Origin of the sequence: Psychrobacter sp. TWR1-1-1 (assembly GCF_049895865.1) — a bacterium.
GTDB classification, from domain to species: Bacteria; Pseudomonadota; Gammaproteobacteria; order Pseudomonadales; family Moraxellaceae; genus Psychrobacter; species Psychrobacter immobilis_A.
On sequence record NZ_JAFCTE010000004.1, the window covers coordinates 69,686 to 94,413 of the forward strand.

At 41.7% G+C, this 24,728-nt stretch carries 21 protein-coding genes and 1 pseudogene; 20 read left to right on the top strand and 2 right to left on the bottom strand.

The genetic code is table 11. From position 1 onward, the window contains the following. The first annotated feature begins 279 nt into the window (after positions 1-279). Positions 280-1,662 (top strand): NAD(P)-binding domain-containing protein, encoded by a 1,383-nt coding sequence (locus tag ACP69U_RS05560; protein WP_193007490.1) that lies wholly within the window; start codon positions 280-282, stop codon positions 1,660-1,662. A gap of 134 nt (positions 1,663-1,796) precedes the next feature. Here the strand turns inward: ACP69U_RS05560 and ACP69U_RS05565 are convergent, their stop codons facing one another. Beyond that, a complete protein-coding gene (locus ACP69U_RS05565; protein ID WP_426138059.1) occupies positions 1,797-2,399 on the bottom strand; it encodes a LysE/ArgO family amino acid transporter in 603 nt (200 codons plus the stop codon). A gap of 158 nt (positions 2,400-2,557) precedes the next feature. Here ACP69U_RS05565 and ACP69U_RS05570 point away from each other — a divergent pair, with 158 nt between their 5' ends. The 3 genes from ACP69U_RS05570 (at position 2,558) to ACP69U_RS05580 (ending at position 4,828) form a co-directional block, all read left to right on the top strand. After that, positions 2,558-3,301 carry a hypothetical protein gene (locus ACP69U_RS05570; protein ID WP_045451705.1) on the top strand — a complete coding sequence of 248 codons (744 nt, stop codon included), beginning with the start codon at positions 2,558-2,560 and terminating at the stop codon, positions 3,299-3,301. Between the two features lie 239 nt (positions 3,302-3,540). After that, entirely contained in the window at positions 3,541-4,230 is a 690-nt protein-coding gene (locus ACP69U_RS05575; RefSeq protein ID WP_426138060.1) for a hypothetical protein, read from the top strand. A 40-nt stretch (positions 4,231-4,270) separates the two neighbouring features. Continuing rightward, positions 4,271-4,828: a hypothetical protein gene (locus ACP69U_RS05580; RefSeq protein ID WP_426138061.1), complete on the top strand. Its 558-nt coding sequence runs from the start codon at positions 4,271-4,273 to the stop codon at positions 4,826-4,828. 226 nt (positions 4,829-5,054) lie between these two features. Here the strand turns inward: ACP69U_RS05580 and rluB are convergent, their stop codons facing one another. After that, positions 5,055-6,002, bottom strand: coding sequence for a 23S rRNA pseudouridine(2605) synthase RluB (rluB, locus tag ACP69U_RS05585; protein WP_426138062.1), 948 nt, complete (start codon positions 6,000-6,002; stop codon positions 5,055-5,057). A 590-nt stretch (positions 6,003-6,592) separates the two neighbouring features. Between rluB and ACP69U_RS05590 the strand changes: the two genes are divergently transcribed. The 16 genes and pseudogenes from ACP69U_RS05590 to ACP69U_RS05665 all read left to right on the top strand — a co-directional run bounded on the left by ACP69U_RS05590 (position 6,593) and on the right by ACP69U_RS05665 (position 24,554). Further along, complete coding sequence (locus ACP69U_RS05590; RefSeq protein WP_426138063.1) at positions 6,593-7,684, top strand: polysaccharide biosynthesis/export family protein; 1,092 nt, start codon at positions 6,593-6,595, stop codon at positions 7,682-7,684. A 9-nt stretch (positions 7,685-7,693) separates the two neighbouring features. Continuing rightward, positions 7,694-8,166: pseudogene (locus ACP69U_RS05595) on the top strand (low molecular weight protein-tyrosine-phosphatase). Positions 8,167-8,197: 31 nt separating this feature from the next. Further along, complete coding sequence (locus tag ACP69U_RS05600; RefSeq protein WP_426138064.1) at positions 8,198-10,459, top strand: polysaccharide biosynthesis tyrosine autokinase; 2,262 nt, start codon at positions 8,198-8,200, stop codon at positions 10,457-10,459. Positions 10,460-10,508: 49 nt separating this feature from the next. Then, a complete protein-coding gene (locus ACP69U_RS05605; RefSeq protein ID WP_426138065.1) occupies positions 10,509-12,512 on the top strand; it encodes a polysaccharide biosynthesis protein in 2,004 nt (667 codons plus the stop codon). 66 nt (positions 12,513-12,578) lie between these two features. After that, entirely contained in the window at positions 12,579-13,895 is a 1,317-nt protein-coding gene (locus ACP69U_RS05610; protein ID WP_426138066.1) for an oligosaccharide flippase family protein, read from the top strand. Between the two features lie 69 nt (positions 13,896-13,964). After that, complete coding sequence (locus ACP69U_RS05615; protein ID WP_426138067.1) at positions 13,965-14,333, top strand: glycosyltransferase family 2 protein; 369 nt, start codon at positions 13,965-13,967, stop codon at positions 14,331-14,333. Beyond that, positions 14,306-14,989: a hypothetical protein gene (locus tag ACP69U_RS05620; RefSeq protein WP_426138068.1), complete on the top strand. Its 684-nt coding sequence runs from the start codon at positions 14,306-14,308 to the stop codon at positions 14,987-14,989. Before ACP69U_RS05615 ends, ACP69U_RS05620 begins: the two co-directional genes overlap by 28 nt. After that, positions 14,982-16,172, top strand: a complete 1,191-nt coding sequence (locus ACP69U_RS05625) for a hypothetical protein (RefSeq protein ID WP_426138069.1) — start codon at positions 14,982-14,984, stop codon at positions 16,170-16,172. The genes ACP69U_RS05620 and ACP69U_RS05625 overlap by 8 nt, the downstream gene beginning before the upstream one ends. A gap of 13 nt (positions 16,173-16,185) precedes the next feature. Next, a complete protein-coding gene (locus ACP69U_RS05630; protein ID WP_426138070.1) occupies positions 16,186-17,268 on the top strand; it encodes a polysaccharide pyruvyl transferase family protein in 1,083 nt (360 codons plus the stop codon). Continuing rightward, positions 17,265-18,278: a glycosyltransferase family 2 protein gene (locus tag ACP69U_RS05635; protein WP_426138071.1), complete on the top strand. Its 1,014-nt coding sequence runs from the start codon at positions 17,265-17,267 to the stop codon at positions 18,276-18,278. Before ACP69U_RS05630 ends, ACP69U_RS05635 begins: the two co-directional genes overlap by 4 nt. 46 nt (positions 18,279-18,324) lie before the next feature. After that, positions 18,325-19,419 (top strand): glycosyltransferase, encoded by a 1,095-nt coding sequence (locus ACP69U_RS05640; RefSeq protein ID WP_426138072.1) that lies wholly within the window; start codon positions 18,325-18,327, stop codon positions 19,417-19,419. A gap of 186 nt (positions 19,420-19,605) precedes the next feature. Then, a complete protein-coding gene (locus tag ACP69U_RS05645; protein WP_426138073.1) occupies positions 19,606-20,646 on the top strand; it encodes an EpsG family protein in 1,041 nt (346 codons plus the stop codon). Further along, positions 20,646-21,509 (top strand): glycosyltransferase family 2 protein, encoded by an 864-nt coding sequence (locus tag ACP69U_RS05650; protein ID WP_426138074.1) that lies wholly within the window; start codon positions 20,646-20,648, stop codon positions 21,507-21,509. The genes ACP69U_RS05645 and ACP69U_RS05650 overlap by 1 nt, the downstream gene beginning before the upstream one ends. Before the next feature lie 57 nt (positions 21,510-21,566). Then, positions 21,567-22,736, top strand: a complete 1,170-nt coding sequence (locus ACP69U_RS05655) for a glycosyltransferase (RefSeq protein WP_426138075.1) — start codon at positions 21,567-21,569, stop codon at positions 22,734-22,736. Continuing rightward, positions 22,733-23,344 carry a sugar transferase gene (locus ACP69U_RS05660; protein WP_372815078.1) on the top strand — a complete coding sequence of 204 codons (612 nt, stop codon included), beginning with the start codon at positions 22,733-22,735 and terminating at the stop codon, positions 23,342-23,344. Before ACP69U_RS05655 ends, ACP69U_RS05660 begins: the two co-directional genes overlap by 4 nt. A 10-nt stretch (positions 23,345-23,354) precedes the next feature. After that, complete coding sequence (locus ACP69U_RS05665; RefSeq protein WP_426138076.1) at positions 23,355-24,554, top strand: DegT/DnrJ/EryC1/StrS family aminotransferase; 1,200 nt, start codon at positions 23,355-23,357, stop codon at positions 24,552-24,554. Positions 24,555-24,728 lie beyond the last annotated feature (174 nt).

Sequence of the window (24,728 nt, forward strand, 5' to 3'; positions counted from 1 at the left end):
TATGTTTGTCCGTCAATTTTTTGATTTATTCCTTAATGGGCGTGTTCAGTATTCAACCCTAGCACTGACAGTGCCGATTTATGCATATTTAATACGCCCTAATGAAAAGCACGTGTTAACTCATATCAAATTTAAAAACCAAAGATTCGGTTAGAAGCCATTTTTGGAGAATAGTCATGTCTTAAGCTATGGCCAATTAATCACCAAAAGTATTCGAAAAAACACCATTCATAAAAATATGTTACAGTGGAGAGACAACTATTATCATAGGAGTTAGTCTTGAGTAATAAAAGAATTGCTATTTTAGGTGCAGGTCCAAGTGGTTTAGCACAATTACGCGCTTTTGAAGCAGCTCGTTTGGCTGGCGCAAAAAACTTACCTGAGATAGTTTGTTATGAAAAGCAAAACGCTATTGGTGGCATGTGGAACTATAGCTGGCGCACAGGATTAGACAGAAATGGTGAGCCTGTTCACGGTAGTATGTACCGTTATTTATGGTCCAATGGTCCCAAAGAGTGCTTAGAGTTTGCTGATTATTCGTTTGACGAGCATTTTGGTGAAGCGATCCCCTCATACCCACCGCGTGAAGTCCTAAAAGACTACATTATGGGGCGTATCGATAAACAAGATATCCAAAAATACATTCGCTTTGAATGCCCAGTACGTTGGGTGTCATTTGATGATGACACGCAAAAATTCACCGTGACGGTGATGAATCATAAAACCAATGAGCAAGAAGTGGAAGAATTTGATTATGTCGTGGTAGCGACGGGTCATTTTTCCACGCCAAACATGCCTTACTTTGAAGGGTTAGAAGCTTTCCCCGGCCGCATTCTGCACGCGCATGATTTTCGTGACGCCTTAGAGTTCAAAGACGAAGATATTTTGCTCATCGGCAGTAGTTATTCAGCCGAAGACATTGGCACGCAGTGCTATAAGTATGGTACCAAATCAGTCACTATCAGCTATCGCACGCAAGCACTCGGCTATGATTGGCCAGAGGGCATCAAAGAAGTGCCTTTGGTCACCCATTTTGAAGGAGATGTAGCGCACTTTGCCGATGGTAGCAGCCAAAAATTTGATGCCGTTATTATGTGTACTGGTTACCTGTTTCATTTCCCCTTTATGCCCGATGAATTACGTCTGCAAACGCATAACTGCTTATATCCAGCCAACTTGCACAAAGGGATTTTTTGGCAGCCAAACCCAAAGCTCATTTATTTAGGTATGCAGGATCAGTATTTCACCTTTAATATGTTTGACGCTCAAGCATGGTATGCACGCGATGTGATGATGGGCGATATCGAATTGCCTGAATTGGTACACCGTGAAGCAGATGAGAAAAAGTGGTTGGCAACTTACGCGAAGTGCGTGACGGTCAGTGACTCAATCGACTTTCAAGCCGCTTATATTCGTGATTTAACCAATGCGACCGATTATCCAGAATTTGCGGTTGAAAAACAGGGTGAAATCTTAAAAGAGTGGCAAAAAGACAAAGCTGATAATATTATGACCTTTAGAGAAAGGGCGTATCGCTCTACGTTAACAGGCACGCTATCGCCTGAGTTGCCAGAGCCTTGGTTGGATGTCCTTGATGACTCGCTTGAGCATTTTTTGAACTTAACCTTCGTTAAGCCTAAAAAGCGTAAAAAAGTATCGTAAATAGTAAAAGTGTCAGATTCCAAAAAGCCAAACACATTTATACAAGGTGTTTGGCTTTTTTTGTACTTATACTTATATTTAGGAGCTGTGTTAATGGTTTAGCCTATCACCTACTTTTGCCTTTATCGCTGTTTTTAACTTCGGTACAGATGCCACGCCAAATACAACATGAGTATCCCTACCAAAGCATCGAGTATATTCCATGCTTTTGGTTTGGCAAATAATGGTTTGAGTAATCGCGCCCCATAACCCAACGCAAAAAAGAAAAAGAATGAGGCGCTGACTGCACCGACTGCAAATGCCAGCTTACTACTAGCACCCGTTGAAACCATGCCAACGAGTACCAATGTATCTAAGTAAACGTGTGGGTTGAGCCAAGTAAAGCCAAAACATAATAGCAGGGCTTTTTTTAAGCTGGTGACGACTTGTCCCTCGACGGTGAGTGCATGTGTGACGCGCACACTGGCATATAAGCTCTGCAATCCATAGCCTAGCAAGAATACGACGCCAGCGAATTTTGCGATATTGACCACTTGCGGATATTGCGCCGTAACCGCGCCAAAACCGCCAACGCCAGCAGAGATTAACAGCGCATCACTGACCGTGCAAAATAAGCAGACAAAAAATATGTGCTCGCGTTTGAGTCCTTGTTTGAGTACAAAGGCGTTTTGTGAGCCAATCGCGATGATGAGCGATAGCCCAAGTAAGAATCCAGAGGTGTAGTCGGTCGCATTCATAATAGTGTGCTTAGCAGGGGGCGGATGAGAGGTGTTGACATTTTGCTTACTGGCAGAGCGGTAAAAAGCTGTTAAGATACGCTATTGGATAAATCTATGCAATATAAGCGTGCACGGGACGAGGGGCAAGGTAGGTCATGGTGGTAAGTCTGACAAGAATGCTAAAGTCATTTGGGCAAGCTCAAGATGACCTGCCAACGCTAGCAGCCAAAAATGCTCAGGAGATGGCTATCAGTCAAGATATAGAGGTGACTGATAATAATAGTAAAAACAATGATAAAAACGATCAAGCTGTCAGTCAGCGTTCTGTACTGACGCCGCCTGAGCGCAGCGAACGTATTTGTGATGCTTTGGCGCAAGTGAGTGATATCAGAACGCCGACACCATTGACTGATCGCTACCTGTCCAATCGCGCTCAGATGCGCCCGACCAATAGACCGCCTTTTGACCCAGATACCTTGTGGTATCTCAAACATGGACGCTGCCCGATTATGACTGAGCTTGTTGATGTGGTCGATGAAGCCACCCTAAACGCCATGCCCATCGAGGCGGTTGCGATACTAGACCGTATCAATGGTAAGTTAAAACGCTATCGTGAGTGGAGCAGTGAGCTCAATGAGCAGCAACAACAGCAACATAATGAACGCCAATTTGTCATCGATAAGCTGGTGTCAGAGAGCATTCCAGAAGCCCTCCATCATTATGAGCAGCTACAGCGTTTTAGCCCGCACCGTACCAAAAACAATATGGTGCAAGGAAAAATGACGGCAGGTGACATGTTGACGGATTTATTTTTAGAGATTGATTATGAGCTTGATGAATTGTTAGATGAGCTGCATCAAACGGTGATGAATCGTTTGGCTTCAACGCACCGTTATGTCAAAAGCCGGACAAAAAGTTAATTACTAATAGATAATGGCTGTTAATTGACATTATAAAATTAACATAATCTAGAGCTGTGATTGAATTGGGGACACGCCCTAACATGGTTTTCACACAAGTGACGCAATGCATAACAATATAGGGCTTTAATAGAGCCTTATTTTTTTGTTTAATAATAACTATCTATCTTATTTAGCATAATAAGAAGTTTACCAAGCCATTTAGCCAAACCATTTTATTCAACAATTAGGATACTCTAATGACTCAAGTTACTGCGATGTTTGTCATGTTCATTTTATATGGAGTGTTACCAGTAGCTGGGTTATATCTGGGGTATCGTGGTATCAAAAAAATGACTGCGCCTAAAATGCTTGAGTACAAAGCGATGCCGCAATTGGGTTACATCCCAGAAAAAAGCTTGCCTGTTGAAGTCAAAACAGCACTTGACCAAATCAATGAAAAAGGGGAGAAGCTGCGGGTTATTTATGGCGATACCAATAATGATGGCAAGATAGACGATAAAGACACGGTCAATGAAACCTACATTATGATTCAAAACCTAATGGACAGGCATGTGCCACTTGCTGTGACTGACTATCGCCGCTTGCATGACCTAGATGTGGGCGATGGCGCGCGCGCTGACACGACCAAAATCAAGCACTCTAATGTGACTGGAAAAGAAGCGCTATTAGATGTATTACGTACCATTAATACTCAGTTTGATGATTTACTGAATGCCTCTTATCACCAAGATGGTCAAAAGCTGCTGGCGACCAACCGCTATCTACAAAAACGCTTTAATAATCCTGCTGCTACTGCAGATATGCAAAAGCTCGATAGCAATGTTAGTAGTTTCAGTAGTGCTAATACCGATATGGAAATTAAAGCGATTGAAAATCCAACTGGCGCAACTGGTAAGAATGTGAGTGCTGAGAATATTAAACTGTAAAGGCAAAGTGGTGTGATTAAACGATGAAGAGTAAGGGTATATGAGCATCTTAATAGGCATTGGCATTGTAACGACCGTTACCACCTTCTATTTGGGTAAAAAAGGCTGGCATGCGCTGCACAAAGCGGTCGGTATTTCGCCAGGTGTACTCACTTATCAGGATTATGATGCACCGTTGTCCTTGTCCAAACTCAGTTGGCAGCAACTAAACTTAAATAAAAAACACCTGAAAAATTTGTCAGAGCTACAGCTGCGCCAATTAAAACGTATCGATGAAAAAGTAACCTGCTATCAAGCGTATCAAAAATCACTACAAGCTCAGCATAAAACGCCTGCCGCAACCGAGCAACAGTTTGTATTGAATAAGATGTTGCACACTAGGCTGCCTGAAATGCTTGCCAGTCATCATCATCTAGCGAATATTAATATAAGCACTGACAATGCGGATAATGAAAAAAAGGCGGAAGCCAATCAGTTATTACAGCAGGTATTTAATAATATTGAGCAGCGTCTAGATAGATTATTAGAACAAATGGAAAGTCAGCAGTTGCAAGAGCTACGAGTAATGAAGAATTATATTAATAGCCACGATAGCTAAATATAAGTCGTCAGGTTGACAGCTACCTTTTATATTATTTCTATAAAAAAAGCTGCCAATGATGAATAATCATTGGCAGCTTTTTTGTGGTCTACTTTAAAGCGATAACTTTAAAACGATACCATTCACAAAAATTAGAGTAGCAAGGAAAACAAGTGCAAGTACTACACATTGTAGACTAAACGAGTTTGACGCAGCTAATCGTATTTTTTGGGTTTGGTATCACTTAACGCTTGTCGTTGCGGTCACGAGTGTTACGTGTACCACGGCTGGCAGGGCTAGCACTGCTTTTAGGCTTTGCACTGCTATTGCGAGTGTCGCTACCACTGCGGCTATCGCTACGACTGTCAGTAGCACGACGCGCTTTAAGAGGCTTGCTTCTGATACGCTCTTGCTTCTCTTTCGCTGCGCCATGCAGACCGGTACCATAACGAGGACGCAAGCTCACTAAATCGGTCAACGTATTGATGTCTTTTCTGTCGAGTTCTAAGAAACGACCAGTACGTAGCTCTTTTGGTAGGGCAATCGTGCCGTAGCGTGTGCGCAGTAGACGGCTTACTTTCAGGCCTTGTGATTCAAACAAGCGACGTACTTCACGGTTACGACCTTCTTTTAGTTGGACGTGATACCACTTATTGACGCCTTCACCACCGCCTTCTTTGATATCTTCAAACTTTGCAAGGCCATCTTCTAGCATGACGCCAGCCGTCAATGCACGGGCAATCTCAGGCGTGACTTCACCCAATACACGTACTGCGTACTCGCGAGTGACTTCACCAGACGGATGCATCAAGCGATGCGCCATCTCACCATCATTGGTAAACAATAATAGCCCAGTTGAATTGATGTCCAAGCGACCAACCATCACCCAGCGATCATGAGTCAGTTTTGGTAAACGCTCAAAAACGGTTGGACGGCCTTCTGGATCTTTAGCAGAGCAGACTTCGCCTTCAGGTTTGTAGTAAGCGATAACACGGCGACGCTTCTCGTTTTCAGAGGTGTATTTAATCTGACGACCATCAACGCGAATCTCGTCGCCTTGCTCGACGCGATCACCAATGGTCGCAGGTCCGTTATTAACAGTAACACGCCCTGATTTTATGACTTCTTCCATTTGACGACGTGAGCCAAGACCCATACGGGCGAGGGCTTTCTGTAATTTTTCATCTTTCATAATCATGTCCTTGAGTCGGTGGGTTTACATTTCTCAATGTAAAAAATTGGATTGACTATTCTACGCTATTTTGATGACTTTAGCACGCAAACCAGTATCTACAAACGGTATCAATTTATCGTTTTATATTAATAAAAGAAAGTTTGCTAAATTAAAAGATATTTCCAAAATAAAAGTTGATTAAGTTTTGATAAAAGTAAGATATTTGCACACAAATGCTTATATTTATATTTTTAATAAAACAGTGGTTTCTTTGAATATTATTAAGATCAGTTAAGCAGCATAACCAATACCAAATTTATATTTTTGACAGCATGAACCCTAAGAAATACTGCTAACTCCGTTGAATATGTCTGCCGATTTAGATTTTTCTGTCTTTTTGTTTTTATCGATATGCGCTATACACCTTTTTTGAAAAGGGTTTACATAAAATAAATTAACTAAAAAAAATGTTCTTACATCAATGTTTATAAATATTGCGTTATGTATAGTTTAGGTGTATATTCAATAAATACATCCTTTTTTATGAATATATTGATAGCAGCAAGGCACTTATTTTTGATTCACGAATATAAATATGAGTAACTGTTATGGTTTATAAATATTTCATTTCTGTACAAAAGCGCTCCTTAATAGCGAGTGCATCTTGCTTATTGCTGACAGTATTGCTCAGCAGTTGCACAATAAATTCAGGACTTCAGTCTGGAAAATTACCCGAGTCAGGGACATTCACTGCAGAAAACGGTCTACAATTCTATATCCAACCTTTGAGTTTGGCTAATCTACCACCTAAAGAAGCCGTCATCCTTGATCGAGATTTATATCATTTAGTAAAAACATCTGGGCGTGTCAGCCATGGCATTGCTAAAGGGGATGTTCTCAATATTATCCTGACCAATTATCCAGATATTAATGCCTCAACGTCTAGTCTGACTGTTGACCAGCAAGGGTTTATACAATTCCCCTTAATAGGGAGAGTCAAAGCCAGCGGTCTCAGTGTGCCGCAGTTCACTGCCACTTTGCAAAGCAAGCTTCAACGCTATCTCAAATACTCAGATCCTCAGGTCAAAATCATCAACTACCGTGGTAGTAAGTTTTTCGTGGATGGTGAAGTCAAGCAGTCTGGTGAGTTTGTTATCGCAGATGTGCCTATCTCAGTATATGGCGCTATTTCTATGGCGGGTGGTACGACTGATACGGGTGATTCAAACCATATCGTATTAAACCGTCAAGGCAAAAGTTACAAGCTCGGTATCCAATCATTGAATCAAGTGGGGCTGTCTGCCAATCAAATATACTTACAAGACGGCGATGCTATTCATGTCAATAGCCAAAGCCGCAATAAGGTCTATGTATTGGGAGAATTTGGCAAAATTGAGCCCGTTGCTATTCCTGAGCAAGGGCTGAGTCTAGCGCATGTATTAGGTGAGTCAAATGGGTTGAATTCTAATACAGCCAATGCGGCCAAAGTATATATCGTTCGGGATAATCCAAAGTATCAATACACCAATATTTATTATGTCGACATGCAAAGCATTACCAGTTTTGCCTTGGCCAGTCGTTTTGACATGCAAGCCAATGACATTCTTTATGTTGATCCAACTGGCTTGGCGCGCTGGAATCGTATTATTAGCGCCATACTGCCTTCAACATCAGCAATCAATGTGATTTCAGGGATATAGGAGTCAGTCATGGGAGCGTTTGATCAGATCTTGGTCGTTTGTGTTGGCAATATATGCCGCAGCCCGATGGCCGCTGCCATATTAACGGCATATTACCCAGAAAAGCACATTGACTCTGCTGGTCTGTCAGCGCTTGTAGGTCACGCAGCTGATGCCAAAGCGATTGCATTGATGGCTACTCATAATATAGACATCAGTGCTCATATCGCCAAGCAAATTAATGAAGCATTAGTCAGTCAGATTTAATTTTGACGATGACAACCAGCCAAACCAAATGGATTGAAAGTCAGTGGCCGCACTGTCGCGGAAAAACCTTTCGAATAGGGCATTGGCTTGATAAAGATATTGCTGACCCTTATCAGCAGGATGACTCAGCATTTGAGAAGAGTAGACAAGATATTATCGCTAGTCTTGAACAATGGACTGACAAGATTAGCGACGCGCCATCGATTAGAGCGTTGAAGTTCAGCGAATGCTATTAAACGATCAACATTGAGCGATGAGTATATGGTTATGAATAATATGGATTCAAAAGACCTATCAACGTCTACGGGCGAAAAAAACAATGACGACATCGATTTAATGGCGCTGGTTTTAGTATTGTTACGTGGTTGGAAAATCATTGCTCTCATGGCGATATTAGGGCTTTTACTAGGGCTTTTGTATACCCGCTATGTGAATCCCATCTATAAATCAGATGCGCTGATACAGATTGAAGAAAATACTCAAGGAATAGAGGCGTTTGGCGAGAGTATCTCAGAGCTGGTTGGTGCAGAAGTCAGCAAAGCGGAGACAGAAGCAGAGCTGATACGATCACGTATGATATTGGAGCCAGTGGTTGAGCTATTGCACCTACGCATTAAGCTAACAGATCCCAATATCGGTCATCTTGATAGAATAAAAAGCAATCGTACTTACACGCAATTAAACACACCGGATGATGTGTCTCTTGATACCGAAAATGGCATAGTAAAAGTCCGCCAATTTGATGTATCACCAGCGTACTTGAACCAACCTTTCACACTAACAAAATCTGCTACAGGGTTTGTTTTGAGCAATGGGTTTGATGAATTCAAAGGTCAGCTTGGTCAGGCGCATCAGTTCAAAGGATTGGACGGTCAGATTAATATCACTGTCACAGAGTTACCTGCTGATGGTTACCCAATTAATATTAGTAAGCAGACGATAAAGGCTGCGACTGACGCTATCAACGGCGCCTTATCCGTTGAAGAAAAAGGTCAAAAAACGGGTATTATTCAGCTGTCGATGACGGGTCCTAACCAAGAGCAAATCACGACTATACTCAATCAGATCGTCCAATCTTACGTCGATCAAAACCAATCTCGCGGTTCTGAAGAAACGACTAAAACACTTGCTTTTATGGAAACGCAGATACCTCTATTAAAAGAAAAATTAGAGACTTCTGAAGCACTGTTTAATGACTTTCGTAAAAAATATGGCACGATTGATGTGGGTAAAGAAGCCGAGTTGTTATTGAATGAGAAGTCTCGCATCGATGAGCAGCTCAATGAGCTTAAACTCAAAAAAGCAGACCTGACCACTTATTACACCGAAGAACATCCACTGGTCATTCAAATTAATGAACAGCTCAAAGTGCTCAATAATAGAACAAGAGAGATAGATAATACCATTGCAGGTCTACCTGAAATACAGCGAGAGTTTCTAAAGCTATCAGAAGATACGGCAATCAATCGAGAAATCTATCTGACGCTGCTCAAAAATTATGAGCAACTTAAAATCGTCAAGGCTGGTCAAATCGGCTATGCCCGTATTATCGATTCACCGACCAGTACCTTTAATGCCATTGCACCAAATAAACTACAAATCCTGATGCTGACCACATTGATAGGCATGATGTTTGGGGTGATGCTGGTGCTCTTGAAGAACCTTATTAGAAATGTCGTAAAAGATCCAGAGCATTTGGAGACCACTACGGGCATCCCTGTCATTGCAACGATTCCACGCTCACCCTTACTGTCGAGGTTGAGTAAAAAGAAGAATACCACCCCTCGCATGCTCGCTCATGTTGATCACAGTAGTTTGAGTTATGAGGCGATCAAAAGTTTAAGAACCAATTTGATGTTTGGTATGCCAATGGGGACAGCGGTCGGGCAGCCCGCGCAAGTCATATTGATTACTGGGGAGAGCCCTGGTGTCGGCAAGTCGTTTATCGCTGCCAATTTATCAGAGGTATTTGCCCAGCTCAACAAAAAAGTCTTGGTCATCGATGGGGACATGCGCTTAGGTGAGCTGCATAAAATGTTTAATATGAGCCAACATGATGGTCTTGCCGATTATTTGTTGCAGGATAAAAAGCATTTTTCTCCGATTGATGGTACTCGATCAGACAGTGAGGTCTCTAGCTTAGGGGTCGAAAGCTTTATTCATCCCACTGGTATGGAGTTGATCGATTTCATACCGCGCGGACGGCAGCCGCATAATCCTACCTCCTTATTGATGGGCGAAAAATTCAATCATTTGATGGCAGAATTAAAAACTCAATACGATTATATTGTCATCGACTCACCCCCGATATTGGCGGCGTCAGATGCTATGGTACTTGCGCAACATGCAGACAAAGTACTCATCGTTACGAAGTTTAATCATTCAATAGAAGGGCAACTGGTTTATGCGATCAAGCAAATGAATAAAGCCAATGTACAAGTAGATGGCATTATTCTCAATGATGTACAGCAGGGTCTTATGGATAAATATAGCTATCATTATCATTATGCCTATGGAGATAACCACTAGTTTGCGTGGTAGTCGCTTATAAGCAAACCAACTTAATTGGGTGGATATTATGTTGATAAAAACAGAGTCAAACAATGCTTATCAATCGTCCAGTGGTTTTAATCAATGGTCGAAGCGTGTGGCTCTGTATTTATTGTCATTACCACGCCTGACTAAAAGCACCCTCTTATTTAGTATAGATTTTGCTATGTCGATCTTCTGCCTATTATTGGCATTGATGCTACGACAAGGATATGTGGCTTCTCATATCAGTCTTGCAGCATTGGCTTTTTATGCATTCGTGCCGGTTGCTAGCTTATATCTTATTGGTTTTTATCGCAGCGCCTCTCGAGGGTTTTTTGATGCAGTGATGGGTCGTGTGCTGCAACTGTTTTTTTTACTTATTATTGTTTATCAAGTCATCATTTATTTGAGCCCATCAGCGACAATACCGCGCTCAGCCCCCGTTATATTTTTATTTCTATTTTTTATTTGGCTGTGGAATAGTAGGCTCATGATCCGCGCGTTACTGAAACGTCTACAGGGTACAGGTCAAAACCGTCGTCCAAATGCCTGTTGTGACAATGTGATTATCTATGGTGCAGGAGAAGCTGGTAGAGAGTTGCTAGAAAGTTTGAGGCATTCTTATCAGTACAATGTGGTGGCATATATCGATGATGACCCGCAGCTTACTGGGGCCTATTTACATGGCAAACAAATATATGCAGCTCACGCGCTTCCGTGGTTGATAGAAAAACTCAATGTGGCGCAGGTGATTTTGGCCATGCCCTCTATGAGCCGTGGTCGTAAAAAACAGATTATGGACAGTCTGTCAGGTATCTCCGTTAAGATAAAAGACTTGCCAAGCTTACGTGAGCTTGCTGATGAGATAGTAACTGTCAGTCATATACGACCCGTTGACATATTAGATGTGCTCGAACGAGAAACGGTGGAACCTGTTGCGGAGTTGCTACAAAAAAACATCACGGGTAAAAACGTTCTCGTTACAGGGGCAGGTGGTTCAATCGGTAGTGAGCTGTGTCGGCAAATCATCAAAAATAAACCTAAATGCTTAGTGCTATATGAACAGTCTGAGTATGCTTTATACACCATAGATCAAGAACTTAGTAACCTCAAAAAAGCGGATGCTGATTATCAAAATATTGAGATTATTAGCATTATCGGCAGTGTCAGTAACGAAAAAAAATTAATCAATATATTCGAAAAAAACCATATAAAAACGATTTATCACGCTGCAGCCTATAAGCATGTGCCTATTGTTGAGTCCAATCCCTTTGAGGGCACCATCAATAATACCAAAGGCACCTACCATTGTGCCCGTGCTGCGATACAGGCTCGCGTTGAGACTTTTGTGCTGATTTCTACTGACAAAGCCGTGCGACCTACCAATGTCATGGGAGCGTCCAAACGCTTGGCTGAGCTGGTCTGCCAAGGATTGAGCCAAAGTAACAGTCAGACTTGTTTTAGCATGGTGCGTTTTGGCAATGTTTTAGGGTCATCAGGCTCTGTGGTGCCGTTATTTACCAAACAGATTGAGCAAGGCGGTCCGATCACCATCACTCATCCAGACATCACACGCTATTTTATGACGATTCCAGAAGCGGCCAGTTTGGTTATTCAGGCAGGTGCGATGGCATTCGGTGGTGAAGTGTTTGTGCTTGATATGGGCGCGCCCGTCAAAATTGTTGATCTGGCAAAACGTATGATTCGTTTGACAGGTTGTGAGCTAAAAGATGATAGCAATCCCAATGGTGATATCGAAATCGTATTTACTGGCTTGAGACCGGGTGAAAAGCTCTACGAGGAGTTAATCATTGGTGAAGACAATATCGAACCTACTTTTCATCCATTGATTATGCAAGCAATGGAGCACAGCTTTCCTTTACAAGATATCGAAAATATTTTATTTGAATTTGCAGAAAAAGCAAAGCAGCAGGATGTGGTCTGGCTGAAAACACAGTTTAAGTTTTTTGTCGAAGGTTACCGAGAAGGATCTGATAAAGATGTCGAGGTAGAGAAAGTAGATACCACACTGACAGATGAAATGGGTTAATAGAGAGAGGCGCGCTGTCATAAATTCCTTACAAGTTCTGTGAGTCACTAAATTGGACAATATGTCATGAGCTCTGGAGTATTTTCATCGATACAGAGCACAATAAACAGGTTGAAAACCAGTCACTTTGTGCGAGATGTGGTCATGGTCGGTGGCGGGATTGCTGCTGGACAGGCCATCGCTATGATTTTTATGCCATTTCTCACCAGACTGTATAGACCTGAGGATTTCGGTATCGCTGCTGCCTTTACTGCTATCGTCAGTATTATTACTCCGATTGCCACTATGGGCTATGCAAATGCAATCGTGATGCCAGACAGTGACGAGGATGCTGCGGCAATTGCCCGATTGTCCATATTGCTCAGTGTGGTTATAGCTGTCCTCTCATTCATTGTTGTCTATGTCGGCAAGTTTCATTTGGCAAGTTGGATGGGTATGGAAAGCACGCCAAACATGCTATATCTCATACCATTAACGCTATTAGTCGGTGCCTTTCTTTCTGTCGCTGATCAGTCTGCTATTAGAGTGGGCTTATTTAAAGCGAAAGCTCGGGCTTATGTGGAAAGCAAGCTTGTGACAGATAGCAGTAAGCTGATAGGCGGTATGCTCGCGCCTTCTAGTATGTTGCTTATTTTATTAACGATAGCAGGGCAGCTCACAAACTTTATTATGCAGATGCTTCGTGTACCTAGAGTAGGTGTATTAAATGTCCGTCATTGGTTTGGCACTGAGGGTGTTCGACATGCCGCGATATCGCAGCGTGATTTTGCGATATATCGTATGCCACAAAGTATCCTGAATGCGGCTTCAGTGGGGTTGCCAACTATCTTGTTAGCGTCATTATTTAGTGCCTCTTCTGCAGGGCAGTATTCGTTGGCTGTTCTTGTGCTTGGTGCACCCGCGATGCTGTTAGGTCAGGCAGTTGGAGAGGTCTTCTATCCAAAAATTACGCGTGCCATCACAGCAAATTCACCTGAGGCTTATCAATTTTTATTAAAAGTGACGTTGATTTTATTGGTGGTAGGTATTGTGCCATTCGGTACGGTGTTCGTTTTTGGCGATTATCTTTTTTCTTTAGTGTTCGGTGCAGAGTGGGCATTGGCAGGTAGTTATTCGCAGTGGCTGTCTATTTGGCTTTTGACCAGTTTAGTGTCTGGTGCGAGTACTGCGGCATTGCCAGCATTACGTTTACAGCGATTCCTTTTGATTAGAGAAGTGTTCGCAGTGGTATTTCGTGCTGCAGCGCTGTATGTAGGTTTTTACGTTTTTGAGTCAGATATGATAGCCATTGCCCTTTTCTCATTTGTTGGGGTTTTGCTCAGTTTATCTATCATTTATGTCGCTTTTCGGCGTCTTGTTCATATCGATGAAGTGGAGCAGTAGGTACGTTTTTTGACTGCTTTGAATGTTACAAAGGATATGTATGAGAAGTCTCAACTTGAGAGGCTCACTATGATTTCGGTTATTATCGCTGCATTTAATGCCGCTGCTACTATTGATCGTTGTATTAATAGTATTGACGTTGCGAAAAAGAATCACGACATTGAGCTGATAGTCATTGACGATGGCTCTAAAGATCATACTGCTAGCCTATTGCATAGCTGGGCGAGTGCTAGGTCATGGATTACGGTGAAATCTCAAAAAAATGCAGGCGTGGCAGAGGCTCGTAATACTGGGCTCGATATCGCAACCGGCAATTACATCGTTTTTATAGACGCGGATGACACCATTGATGATTGGTATTTTGATTTTGTCTTTGAACAAGCTGTAGATCGAGATGTCGAGATGTCGAGATGTTGGCATTTGGTCATAAACGCATGATGCTGGATGGCTCTGTTATTGAGCGTCCTAATAGTGCGGCAGAATACTCACGGCAAGATATCGAAATGCTACAACTGAGAGTGACAGAGAATAGACATATATATTGGTACGCTTGCACCAAGGTGTATAGCAAAAATTTAATTGCAGAGCTGCGTTTCGATAGCGACGTCAAATTTGGTGAGGATGGTATTTTTAATATCGCATGTCTAAGCAAAGCGAATCGTTTATCGGTGCTGCCAGACTGTCCATACAACTACTATGAAAATGCGACCTCTATAACAAGCTCACAATATAAATCAGGGCTTTTGGAATCCATTGAAGCGGACTATACAGCCAGAGTCAGGATACATGATTGGTCGATCAGTGCTACTGAAAAGCAAGTGCTATTATCGGACTTTGCTCGTAGTTATGTCGAGCATATGCTGCCATATTTACTCAACAACTTGGCGCATATTGATATGAAAAAACGTCGTGCAGAGTTGATAAGAATACGCCAGTCTTTCGTTTATCAGCACTGTTTGCCGCATTATTATCAACGACATCCAGCACGCGGCATTCGTATCTTGATTTTATGTTTTTCACGGCGTTGGTATGTTATGACGCTGGTTTTTCTTCAACTGTCTTGGTCTAAAGAAAAGGTGAAAAAATATGCTTAATATTGATTTGTTGCCTCAGCCTTTACGCAGTGATGAAAAAGGCCAAAAGCGCTGTTGTTTGCTGCAACAGACAACAGCTAACGGGCAAATGACTGAGAAGGCATTGTGGTTTGTATATCCAGCGAACTTGCCAATGCCAGAAGACGATGATTGTGATGCTTATTTACTGGCCACATTGTTGCCCGCGATGCAGATGCGAGCAGCCATTCATGTGCATGGTAGCGTGTCGCATGAGCTATTAGCCAACCTGACAGAGCTACAGTATGTTTGGAATAAGTGGTTACCAGAGCGTTATTTTTTGATTGATATACAAGTTGATCGTATAAGAGAGAGCGACGTACAAGTAGATGGTGCGATTGCTGCATTTTCTGGTGGCGTTGATGCTCAGTTTACCGCTTATCGTCATGCGACAGGCAGAGCAGGATACGCCACACGAAATATTAAAGCAGGGGTTTTTGTGCATGGCTTTGATATACCTCTAGATGATACAGAAGGATTTGCTGGCGCGGCAAAAACAGCGGCAAACACACTCGCAGATATCAATATCGATTTGGTCATTGTGAAAACAAATATTCGAGGACTTTGGGACATCAACTGGGAAGACTATCATGCTGCTGCTATTGCCTCAGTATTATGCGGCTTGAAACGATATGCAGAAATTGGGCTCATTGGTAGTGGTGATTCTTATGATGTATTAATTAGTCCTTGGGGCTCACACCCAATCACTGACCCGCTGCTAAGTTCTGGCGACTTTAGACTCATTCATGATGGTGCAGGCTTTAGTCGTTCAGAGAAGCTTCAAACTCTTTCAGCATGGCCTTTGGGTATTGAAGGCCTGCGTTTCTGTTGGGCGGGTGATCAAAATGATAGCAACTGTGGTCGCTGTGAGAAATGTGTTAGGACGCGTCTCAATTTTTTGGTTGCAGGTATAGATAACCCTCAATGTTTTAGCGAGCCCATGGACTCATCACTTTTTAAATCAATGGCTCTAAAGGGCAGGGCTGTCAGCATAGATTGGAAGTTAATTCGTCATGAGATGATTAAAACGGGTAGAGGTCTTGAATGGCTGCCATACATTGAAAAAGCACTCAAACGTAAACCGCCTCCTAACTTGAATAGATTGTTTCCTGTTGGCTCAAGGCGTCGTATGTGGGTGAAGAAGCTGTTAATGAGAAACGAATAAGGGAGCATTAAAAATGAATATTGCTGCTATAAAAAAGCTCATTCCGCTCAGATTAAAAAAACACTTAGCCGCTTATATGGGGGCGAGAGGTTTACCGTTACCAACTGGTAAACGGTGCTTTATTTTTCTTGCCGCTGACTATGGCAATATTGGTGATATTGCTATTTCTCACGCGCAAAAGCAGTATTTGCAACGTGTGCTGACGGATTATGATGTTGTTAGTGTTGCTATCAGTCAAACCAGATTTGTGCTCAATTCCATTAAACAACAAATAAAAGAGACGGATATCGTCACTATCATTGGCGGCGGTAATATGGGTGGCACGTATCCTGATATTGAGGAGCTGCGCCAATTAGTCATCAAGTCATTTCCTGCCAATCGTATCGTTTGTTTTCCTCAGACACTAGATTGGAATGATTCTATTCAATCTAAACGTGCCTTGCAGCGTATTGTGAAAGTTTACGCCAAGCATCCAGATATACATGTTTTTGCCAGAGAGTCGATAACAGCGGCAAAACTCATCGAGCTTTTTGCTGAGTACAGTAATGTGCATATTGGTCTCGTACCAGATACTGTGATGAGCGCGAATGCAACAGTGCTGGGTACGACAGATTGCTTAGCGCCTTCAGGTATTTTGCGCTGCTTACGAGATGACAAAGAAGCCGCATTATCAGCTGAGCAATACGCCATGATAGACAAAGCCTTAGCAGATACTGGCTATCAAATTGAAAAGACCGATACACACGCTGGTGGTTCGCAACTCGATGAGGCACATTGCACAAAATTACTGACGGACAAGCTTAGCCAGTTTCGTGCTACAAAATTGGTCGTGACTGACCGGCTGCATGGCATGATTTTATGTCTGCTATCGGGTACGCCGTGCTTGGTACTCCCGAACTCCAATCATAAGATAAGACAGACGCAGTTGGACTGGTTAGGCGGTCATCCAAGGCTGGTGTTTTTAGAATTGGAAGAGATTGCTGATATTGCAACATTCATCGATAGCCTCCTGTCCCTGCCTCACGGTACGATGGATGAGTCGCCAGTTGATATAGCTGAGTATGATGACCTAAAAAAAGCGCTAGTAGCGATATGACGACTATCGAAACGCCATTAGTGAGTGTCATCGTACCAGTGTATAACGTTGCGTCATATATCGATGCTTGCTTAGCATCCATCAAGCAGCAGACTTATCAGAATATTGAAATTATCGTTGTAGAAGATTGCTCCACTGATGATTCAAAACAAGCACTTGCGTCACATCTCATAGATGAACGCATCAAAGTCATTCAGCATCATAAAAACAGCGGTCTTTCTGCGGCACGTAATACTGGTATCAAGTCTGCGATAGGCGAATACATGATGTTCGTTGATTCTGATGACACTATAGACCCTCGCTTGGTGGCAGCGTGTGTGGATTGTGCGCTCACCGAGAATGCAGAGGTCGTGACGTATGGCTTTACGCCATTCAAAGATGGCATCACAGAGACAGATCTGCCGTATCCCGCTAGCAATTTAGCATTTGAGGCAACCAAAATAGACGGCTCATATTTTAGCTTACCGCATTTTGCATGGCTCAAATTTATTAAATCTAGCGCAGTGCGGTCTGCCTCGTTACAGTTCCCAGTGGGTCTGTACTACGAAGACTGGCCTTTTCATTGGCATCTTGGCTTAGCTACTAATATTAAGTATCACCTGCCCATTGATTTTTATCTATACAGACAGCGTGGCACGTCGATCACAGGGTCAACAGATAAAAAGCTATTAGACCTTTTCGTTATCCATGCAGAAGTCATCAGTTTAGTAGAGGACTATCAAGCGGATGAGGTTAAAAAAGCACTCGCCAATAAAATTAAACAAAGTCATTGGAGTATCCTTACTCGTATAGATAATGACTATTTAGCAGCTGCATTGGCACAAGCTAAAAAAGCAGATAAAACGTTACGACTAAAAGGTTATAAGAGCGATTTGACCGTAAGAAATATGATGATTAGTAATATCGTACGTATGCCGACTCAAGTTGCCTTGCTGATGTTACAGGTGCTTCGTCAAGCGCTAGGCAAAAGAGCAAGGGTTAAAGATCAAGAGAAAATAGATTCAGAATAGTTTTGAAAAATACGTTTGGTTTTATGGCTTCTTAATAGGTAAAGAGATGACTGTTCAGAGAGTGCTACACATCGTGGGGAAAATGGATCGGGCTGGGGCAGAGACCATGCTCATGAATCTATATCGTCATATAGATCATAGCCAGATTCAGTTTGATTTTATCACTTTTACCGACGAGGTCGGTGACTATGATGCTGAAATAATAGCGCTGGGCGGTAGGATTATACCGATTTTAGCGGATCATTCATTAGCGCGTATGTGGAAGCTTAAAAACTTCCTTAAACAACACCCTGACTATCAAATCGTTCATGCTCACATGCTATTAAACAATGCTTTTCATCTGCTGGCTGCTAAAGGTGCTGGCGTGCCGCATCGCATTTCACATTCTCATAGCACCAGTAATGGGAAAACCAATATTGTTAAAAAAATATATGAACAATGGGCATTCATTACCAATCGTAAATTGGCCACGGATAAAATGAGTTGCGGTGAACAAGCGGCAAATTACCTATTTGGCAGCATAAAAGATGTGTGGCTACTGCCCAATGCTGTGGACATAAAACAGATGATGACAGTCGCTAACCAATCAAGACAGTATATCGACCAAGAATTTGGCGATGAGGGGCTAAAAATCATCCAAGTTGGTCGTCTAAATGAGGTTAAAAACCATCAGTTTTCTTTAGAGGTCGCTGAGCAGTTAAAAAAATATCAGGTTGCCTTTACCTTATATATTGTTGGACAAGGTTCATTGGAGGCGAGGCTCAGGCAACAAGTAGCAGATAAGTCACTCCTAGATACGGTCAAGTTTTTGGGGATACGTACGGATATCACAGAGTTAATGGCCAGCGCCGACTATATGATCATGCCTTCGTTGCACGAGGGTTTCCCTGTCGTCTTGGTCGAGAGCCAAACAGTTGGGTTAAAAGCGTTGGTTTCTGACCAAGTATCGCCTGAAGTAGATTTAGGACTTGGATTAGTACAGTTTTTACCGATTCACTCAGCCAAGGATTGGGTTGATTGCTTATTAGCATCTAAACAACCAAAGCCCAATGAAAAAGACATAACCGCAGCGCTGAATTTATATGGATTTAGTGCTGCTACCAATGCGCAAATACTAATGCAAAAGTACTTGAATATGTGACAAAGTGGTTGCTTCTTATCTATGGTCGTTTCAAGGTAGTTTGGACGGAATGAGAAAAAAGCGAGGTGGATAGGAAGGCTATAGCTATATAGGTACTGGACGGTACAAAAGATACTAGACGGTGTAAACCTGCCACTATATCCGATTTATATAAGATTGACGACATTTACTTTTATAGAGGGTTAAATGCTTCCATACCTGCTGGTTCTTAGCCTTGTTATTTTTTGGATCGTACTGGAGAAAAAATCTCTCAATCGTACGTCTTTTTGGCTGCCTCTAATTATATTAACATTGTTTGCAGGTCTTCGTAGCTACCGAGTCGGTACGGATACAGGAAACTATACGAGAAATTTCAACAGTCAATTGAATGCCGAATACTTTAGGTTCAACGAAGACATTGAGTTCGGTTATCAGTTATTAGAGTATGCGTTATTACGTATGACCACTCATTACTTTTGGCTGCTTGTTATTACCAGTTTAATTATTGTCTATTGCTATCTTAGAGTGATTAAAAAATACAGCGTCAATTATTGGTTCTCCGTATTTTTATTTATTACATTAGGCGTTTATACTTTTTCTTTTAATGGACTGCGTCAAGGATTGGCAATGGCGATCTTTACCTTGGCCATTCCTTATCTGTTGGAAAAACGATTTATTCCATACCTGCTGATTTGTGCAATTGCTTCATTGTTTCATGTAACCGCATTATTTATGATTCCATTTTATTTCATCGTCAATTTAAGAATAAAACCTTTATATAAGATTTTGGCAACATTCTTAGGTTCGCTATTAGTGAGTGGGGTATTGGTCGCTTATATTTCTTCTACTAATGATAGATATGAAGGCTATGCGAAAGCATCTGATGAAGCAGGCGGGTTTTTAACGCTTGGTTTTTATACAGCTATCATGGTTTTAATCATCTTGGTCAGTTATCTATATAAAATCAAAGACAAAGATTTTCAAAAATTAATAACATTTTATGCATCAGGCGTGGTTTTTATCATACCGTTAGCGATGTTGGGCACCAGTCCTTCAGGTCCTCAAAGGCTGCTTGCGTATTTTACATGGACATTGGTTTTGATACTGCCTATGATTTTAAAAAGAATTAATAATATTTATTTATATATAGCGAGTATCGTTATTTTTCTCATGTATTTTGTCTTAACGACATCGAGATTTAGTAACTTGAGTCCGTATATTATCAATCCGATATTTGAGGTTTTCTAATGAAAAATCAGACATATATATCCATTGGTATTCCCATTTATAATGCTGAAGCGTACTTGGAAGATGCTATCAAATCCATATTGGCTCAAACGCATGAGTTATGGGAGCTTATATTAATTGATGATGGCTCTACTGATGCGTCATTGGCCATCGCCAAGCGTTTTGAAGAGGCTGATCATAGAATAAAGGTCATTGCTGATGGTATAAATAAAAAACTGCCTGCTCGATTAAATCAGCTTATTGAAGAAGCGAACTATGATTATATAGCGCGCATGGATGCCGATGATCTCATTCATCCAGATAGACTAGCGATTCAATTAAGTTTTTTAGAAAAAAATCCAGATTATGATTTGGTTTCTACAGGTGTCGTGTCTATTGATAATTTTAATAAAGTTTATGGTTGCCGTCATGTCGATGAAATTTATACGGAATTTAAAGAAATAGCCGCGGCTTATCCTATTGTACATGCTGCTGTTTTGGCAAAAAAGAGTTGGTATGAACGAAATAAATATAATGAAAAATATCCAAGGTCTGAAGATTACGATTTGTGGTGTAGAGCTATCTCAAATCAAGATTTAAATTTAGCGGTATTGCCCGATTTACTATACTATTATAGAGAAGAAGGAAATTTATCATTATCTAAAATAACCAGATCATACAAAGACAGTTTTAAAACGTACTGTGAATATAAAGGAAACAGTTATTTAGGTTCTTTAAAATTATCAGCAAAACTGATAACAGTTACTTTTTTAGATTCGATAAAATTATTACAAAAGATAGCCAATAAAAGAAATAAATTAACAATATCTGACACGCTAAGAAATCATCATCAGTCGGTGGTAAATAGTATTTGTGCTAAATAATATTATTTATAAAATGTCACTGATAAAATAATATATAAAAAATATTGAGGTGCTGAAATGACATTAAAGATATGCTTTCTAATGACAGATGCGGTGTCATTTAATGTGCTATATCGTGATCAGCTTGAATACATTAGAGATCACGCGGATGTTGAGATCACCTTAATCTGCGGTGGCGATAAACAGCAGTTAGATATTTTACGTGAGCGCAAAATAGGCAAGGTAATTAATTTAAATTTTCAGAGAAAGCCTTCTTTGTTGAAAGATGCTCAGTCACTCGCGCTTTTAATCCGCTATATGCTATCGAATCGTTTTGATGTGGTGGTTTATTTAACACCTAAAGCCTTGTTGTTAGGGAGTATCGCAAGTGCTGTTACATTGCAAAAGAGACGAATTGCTTTTAGCGTGGGTAGAGCCTATGAGAATTTCTCAGGTTTAAAAAAGAGGGTGTTTCAGGGTCTGGATATATTAAGTTTTGGCTTGTCTCACGAGGTTTTATTTGTTTCTGAATCTTTGCTCAGCGTATGCCTAGAAGAAAATATCCTCAAAAAAAGCAAGGCAACTGTCATTGATAATGGCTCATTTAACGGCATCGATACTGATTTGCTGCAACCTATGGCTCAGCTAGAAAAAGAGGCATTAAGAAAGAAGTACAAGATACCTGACAATACCTTTGTGATTTGCGTGGTAGGACGAGTTTGTGATGATAAAGGCTTCAAAGATATTGAGTATATATCTGAAAAACTAAGAGAAGAAAACGTCTACTTTATGTTCATAGGAGACTGTGAAGACGACGTAGGAAAAGTAGTCGTTGAGAAAGTTGTCAAAGATAATAGAGGTGTGTATATACCAGCCAATCCAAATGTACACGAGGTTTTTCAGTGTGCTGATTTACATTTATTTTTGAGCTATCGTGAAGGGTTTGGCAGTGTCGCTATTGAAGCAGCAAGTTGCGCCGTTCCAACCTTTGCCTATGATGTCGTTGGTGTAAAAGATAGTGTCAAAGAAGGTGTCAGTGGTCGAAAATTCAATTTTAAGGATATGTCGTCTGTCGCCGAAGCGATCAGTGCTGCTGCTACTGATAAGGAATTTGAAAAGAGATATCCTGATGCAAGAGACTGGGCCATTGCAAATTTTGAACGCAAGCAATTGTGGCAAAGTTATTTAAGTTTTTATTTACGCAGTAGGGATGACCGCGTAAACGACAAAAGGCGGGCTGCAAAATGATAAAGCGACTATTTGACATCACGGCGGCCACGGCGGCCTTGGTAATATTATCTCCTGTTTATGCTATTACGGCTTATAAAGTCAAAAAAAACTTAGGATCGCCAGTGATATTTAAACAAACTCGTCCTGGTCTAAATGGCAAGCCGTTTGAGATGATTAAGTTTCGCTCGATGAAAGATGCGATCGATGCAGAGGGTAATCCTTTAGAGGATGATGAGCGTTTGACGGCATTTGGTAAGACCTTGCGTAATAGCAGTCTCGATGAGCTGCCTGAACTATGGAATGTGATTAAAGGTGATATGAGTTTGGTGGGGCCGCGACCATTATTGATGGAATATCTGCCGCTATATAATGATGAGCAAGCGCGTCGCCACCTTGTACGTCCGGGTATTACGGGATACGCACAAGTTAATGGTCGCAATGCGATTGGTTGGCATGAAAAATTTACGCTCGACACATGGTATGTCGATCATCAGTCATTATGGTTAGACATTATGATCTTGGTTAAAACAGTAAAAAAAGTCATTATCAAAGATGGTATTAGTGCTGATGGTGAAGCGACCATGAGTAAATTCACAGGTAATAGCGTCGATAAAAACACGCTTTGATGAGGAACGCATGCTAAATACTCCTTTTTCACCTTGGCCTAGTTTTACTCAGCAAGAAGCGGATGCGGTCAGTCAAGTATTGCTATCCAACAAGGTCAATTATTGGACAGGGCAAGAATGCCGTCAGTTTGAAGAGGAATTCGCTGACTGGGCGGGTAGCAAATACGCGATTGCATTGGGCAACGGAACTTTGGCATTGGACGCGGCATTGCAGGCACTTGGTATAGGTGTGGGTGATGAAGTTATCGTGACGCCGCGCACTTTTATTGCCAGTATCTCCTCAGTGGTTAATGCAGGCGCGACGCCCATTTTTGCGGATGTTGATGAGGCGACAGGGAATATCACTCCAGAGACGATAGCGGCGGTATTGACGGACAACACCAAAGGCATCGTCTGTGTGCATTTGGCAGGTTGGCCCTGTGATATGGATGGCATCATGGCACTGGCAGATCAGCATCATTTATATGTCATTGAAGACTGCGCACAAGCGCATGGTGCACGCTACAAAGGTCGTAGCGTTGGCAGTATCGGTCATATTGGCGCGTGGAGTTTTTGCCAAGATAAGATCATGACCACAGGCGGCGAGGGCGGTATGGTCACCACCGATGACGAGCAGCTATGGCGAAAAATGTGGGCGTATAAAGACCATGGCAAAAGCTATGCGGCGGTCTATGAGACTGAGCAGCTGCCCGGCTATAATTGGCTACATGAGAGCTTTGGCACCAACTGGCGCATGACCGAGATTCAAGGCGTGATTGGGCGTATTCAATTGGCACATATGAGTGATTGGATAGCGAAGCGCCGTGCTAATGCTCAAGCGATATTAGAGGCATGTGCTAAATGGGAAGAAAAAGGCTATCTATCGGTGCCGACATTAGAGCAAGATTATCAGTTTCCAAACTCTACCCATGCTTATTATAAATTGTATGTTTATGTGCAACCAAATAACCTAGCTGAGGGCTGGACACGTGATCGCATCATTGAAGAAATAAATGCGCTAGGCGTGCCTTGCTATTCAGGGTCTGCCTCAGAGGTATATTTAGAAAAAGCATTCGATGATACAGGCTTGCGTCCAGAAAACAGACTGCCAATAGCAAAACAGTTGGGAGAGACCAGCTTAATGTTTTTAGTTCATCCTACCTTAACCACTGCCGAAATCGCGCAAACGATAGATGCAATCGATCGCGTGTTTGCTTCACTGATTCAGTAATGTGAGAATATCGCTTATTAAGACGTGTTGAGTATTTATAAGTAGTTACGGCTATTAACTTTTATTTGTGATTGGACTTTCTTATTAAACGGTAAAGGCTGCATTGGCAATGACATGATATTGCTAGATTGGCGAGTGATAGAAATTTATAAGTATTCAAGTCTTATCTCACGC

Bases quoted from the DNA above. Each gene is read 5' to 3' on its own strand.
- ACP69U_RS05565 (WP_426138059.1), bottom strand. From the start codon at position 2,399: ATGAATGCGACCGACTACACCTCTGGATTCTTACTTGGGCTATCGCTC.
- ACP69U_RS05570 (WP_045451705.1), top strand. From the start codon at position 2,558: ATGCTAAAGTCATTTGGGCAAGCTCAAGATGACCTGCCAACGCTAGCA.
- ACP69U_RS05575 (WP_426138060.1), top strand. From the start codon at position 3,541: ATGACTCAAGTTACTGCGATGTTTGTCATGTTCATTTTATATGGAGTG.
- ACP69U_RS05580 (WP_426138061.1), top strand. From the start codon at position 4,271: ATGAGCATCTTAATAGGCATTGGCATTGTAACGACCGTTACCACCTTC.
- rluB (WP_426138062.1), bottom strand. From the start codon at position 6,002: ATGAAAGATGAAAAATTACAGAAAGCCCTCGCCCGTATGGGTCTTGGC.
- ACP69U_RS05590 (WP_426138063.1), top strand. From the start codon at position 6,593: ATGGTTTATAAATATTTCATTTCTGTACAAAAGCGCTCCTTAATAGCG.
- ACP69U_RS05600 (WP_426138064.1), top strand. From the start codon at position 8,198: ATGAATAATATGGATTCAAAAGACCTATCAACGTCTACGGGCGAAAAA.
- ACP69U_RS05605 (WP_426138065.1), top strand. From the start codon at position 10,509: ATGTTGATAAAAACAGAGTCAAACAATGCTTATCAATCGTCCAGTGGT.
- ACP69U_RS05610 (WP_426138066.1), top strand. From the start codon at position 12,579: ATGAGCTCTGGAGTATTTTCATCGATACAGAGCACAATAAACAGGTTG.
- ACP69U_RS05615 (WP_426138067.1), top strand. From the start codon at position 13,965: ATGATTTCGGTTATTATCGCTGCATTTAATGCCGCTGCTACTATTGAT.
- ACP69U_RS05620 (WP_426138068.1), top strand. From the start codon at position 14,306: ATGTTGGCATTTGGTCATAAACGCATGATGCTGGATGGCTCTGTTATT.
- ACP69U_RS05625 (WP_426138069.1), top strand. From the start codon at position 14,982: ATGCTTAATATTGATTTGTTGCCTCAGCCTTTACGCAGTGATGAAAAA.
- ACP69U_RS05630 (WP_426138070.1), top strand. From the start codon at position 16,186: ATGAATATTGCTGCTATAAAAAAGCTCATTCCGCTCAGATTAAAAAAA.
- ACP69U_RS05635 (WP_426138071.1), top strand. From the start codon at position 17,265: ATGACGACTATCGAAACGCCATTAGTGAGTGTCATCGTACCAGTGTAT.
- ACP69U_RS05640 (WP_426138072.1), top strand. From the start codon at position 18,325: ATGACTGTTCAGAGAGTGCTACACATCGTGGGGAAAATGGATCGGGCT.
- ACP69U_RS05645 (WP_426138073.1), top strand. From the start codon at position 19,606: ATGCTTCCATACCTGCTGGTTCTTAGCCTTGTTATTTTTTGGATCGTA.
- ACP69U_RS05650 (WP_426138074.1), top strand. From the start codon at position 20,646: ATGAAAAATCAGACATATATATCCATTGGTATTCCCATTTATAATGCT.
- ACP69U_RS05655 (WP_426138075.1), top strand. From the start codon at position 21,567: ATGACATTAAAGATATGCTTTCTAATGACAGATGCGGTGTCATTTAAT.
- ACP69U_RS05660 (WP_372815078.1), top strand. From the start codon at position 22,733: ATGATAAAGCGACTATTTGACATCACGGCGGCCACGGCGGCCTTGGTA.
- ACP69U_RS05665 (WP_426138076.1), top strand. From the start codon at position 23,355: ATGCTAAATACTCCTTTTTCACCTTGGCCTAGTTTTACTCAGCAAGAA.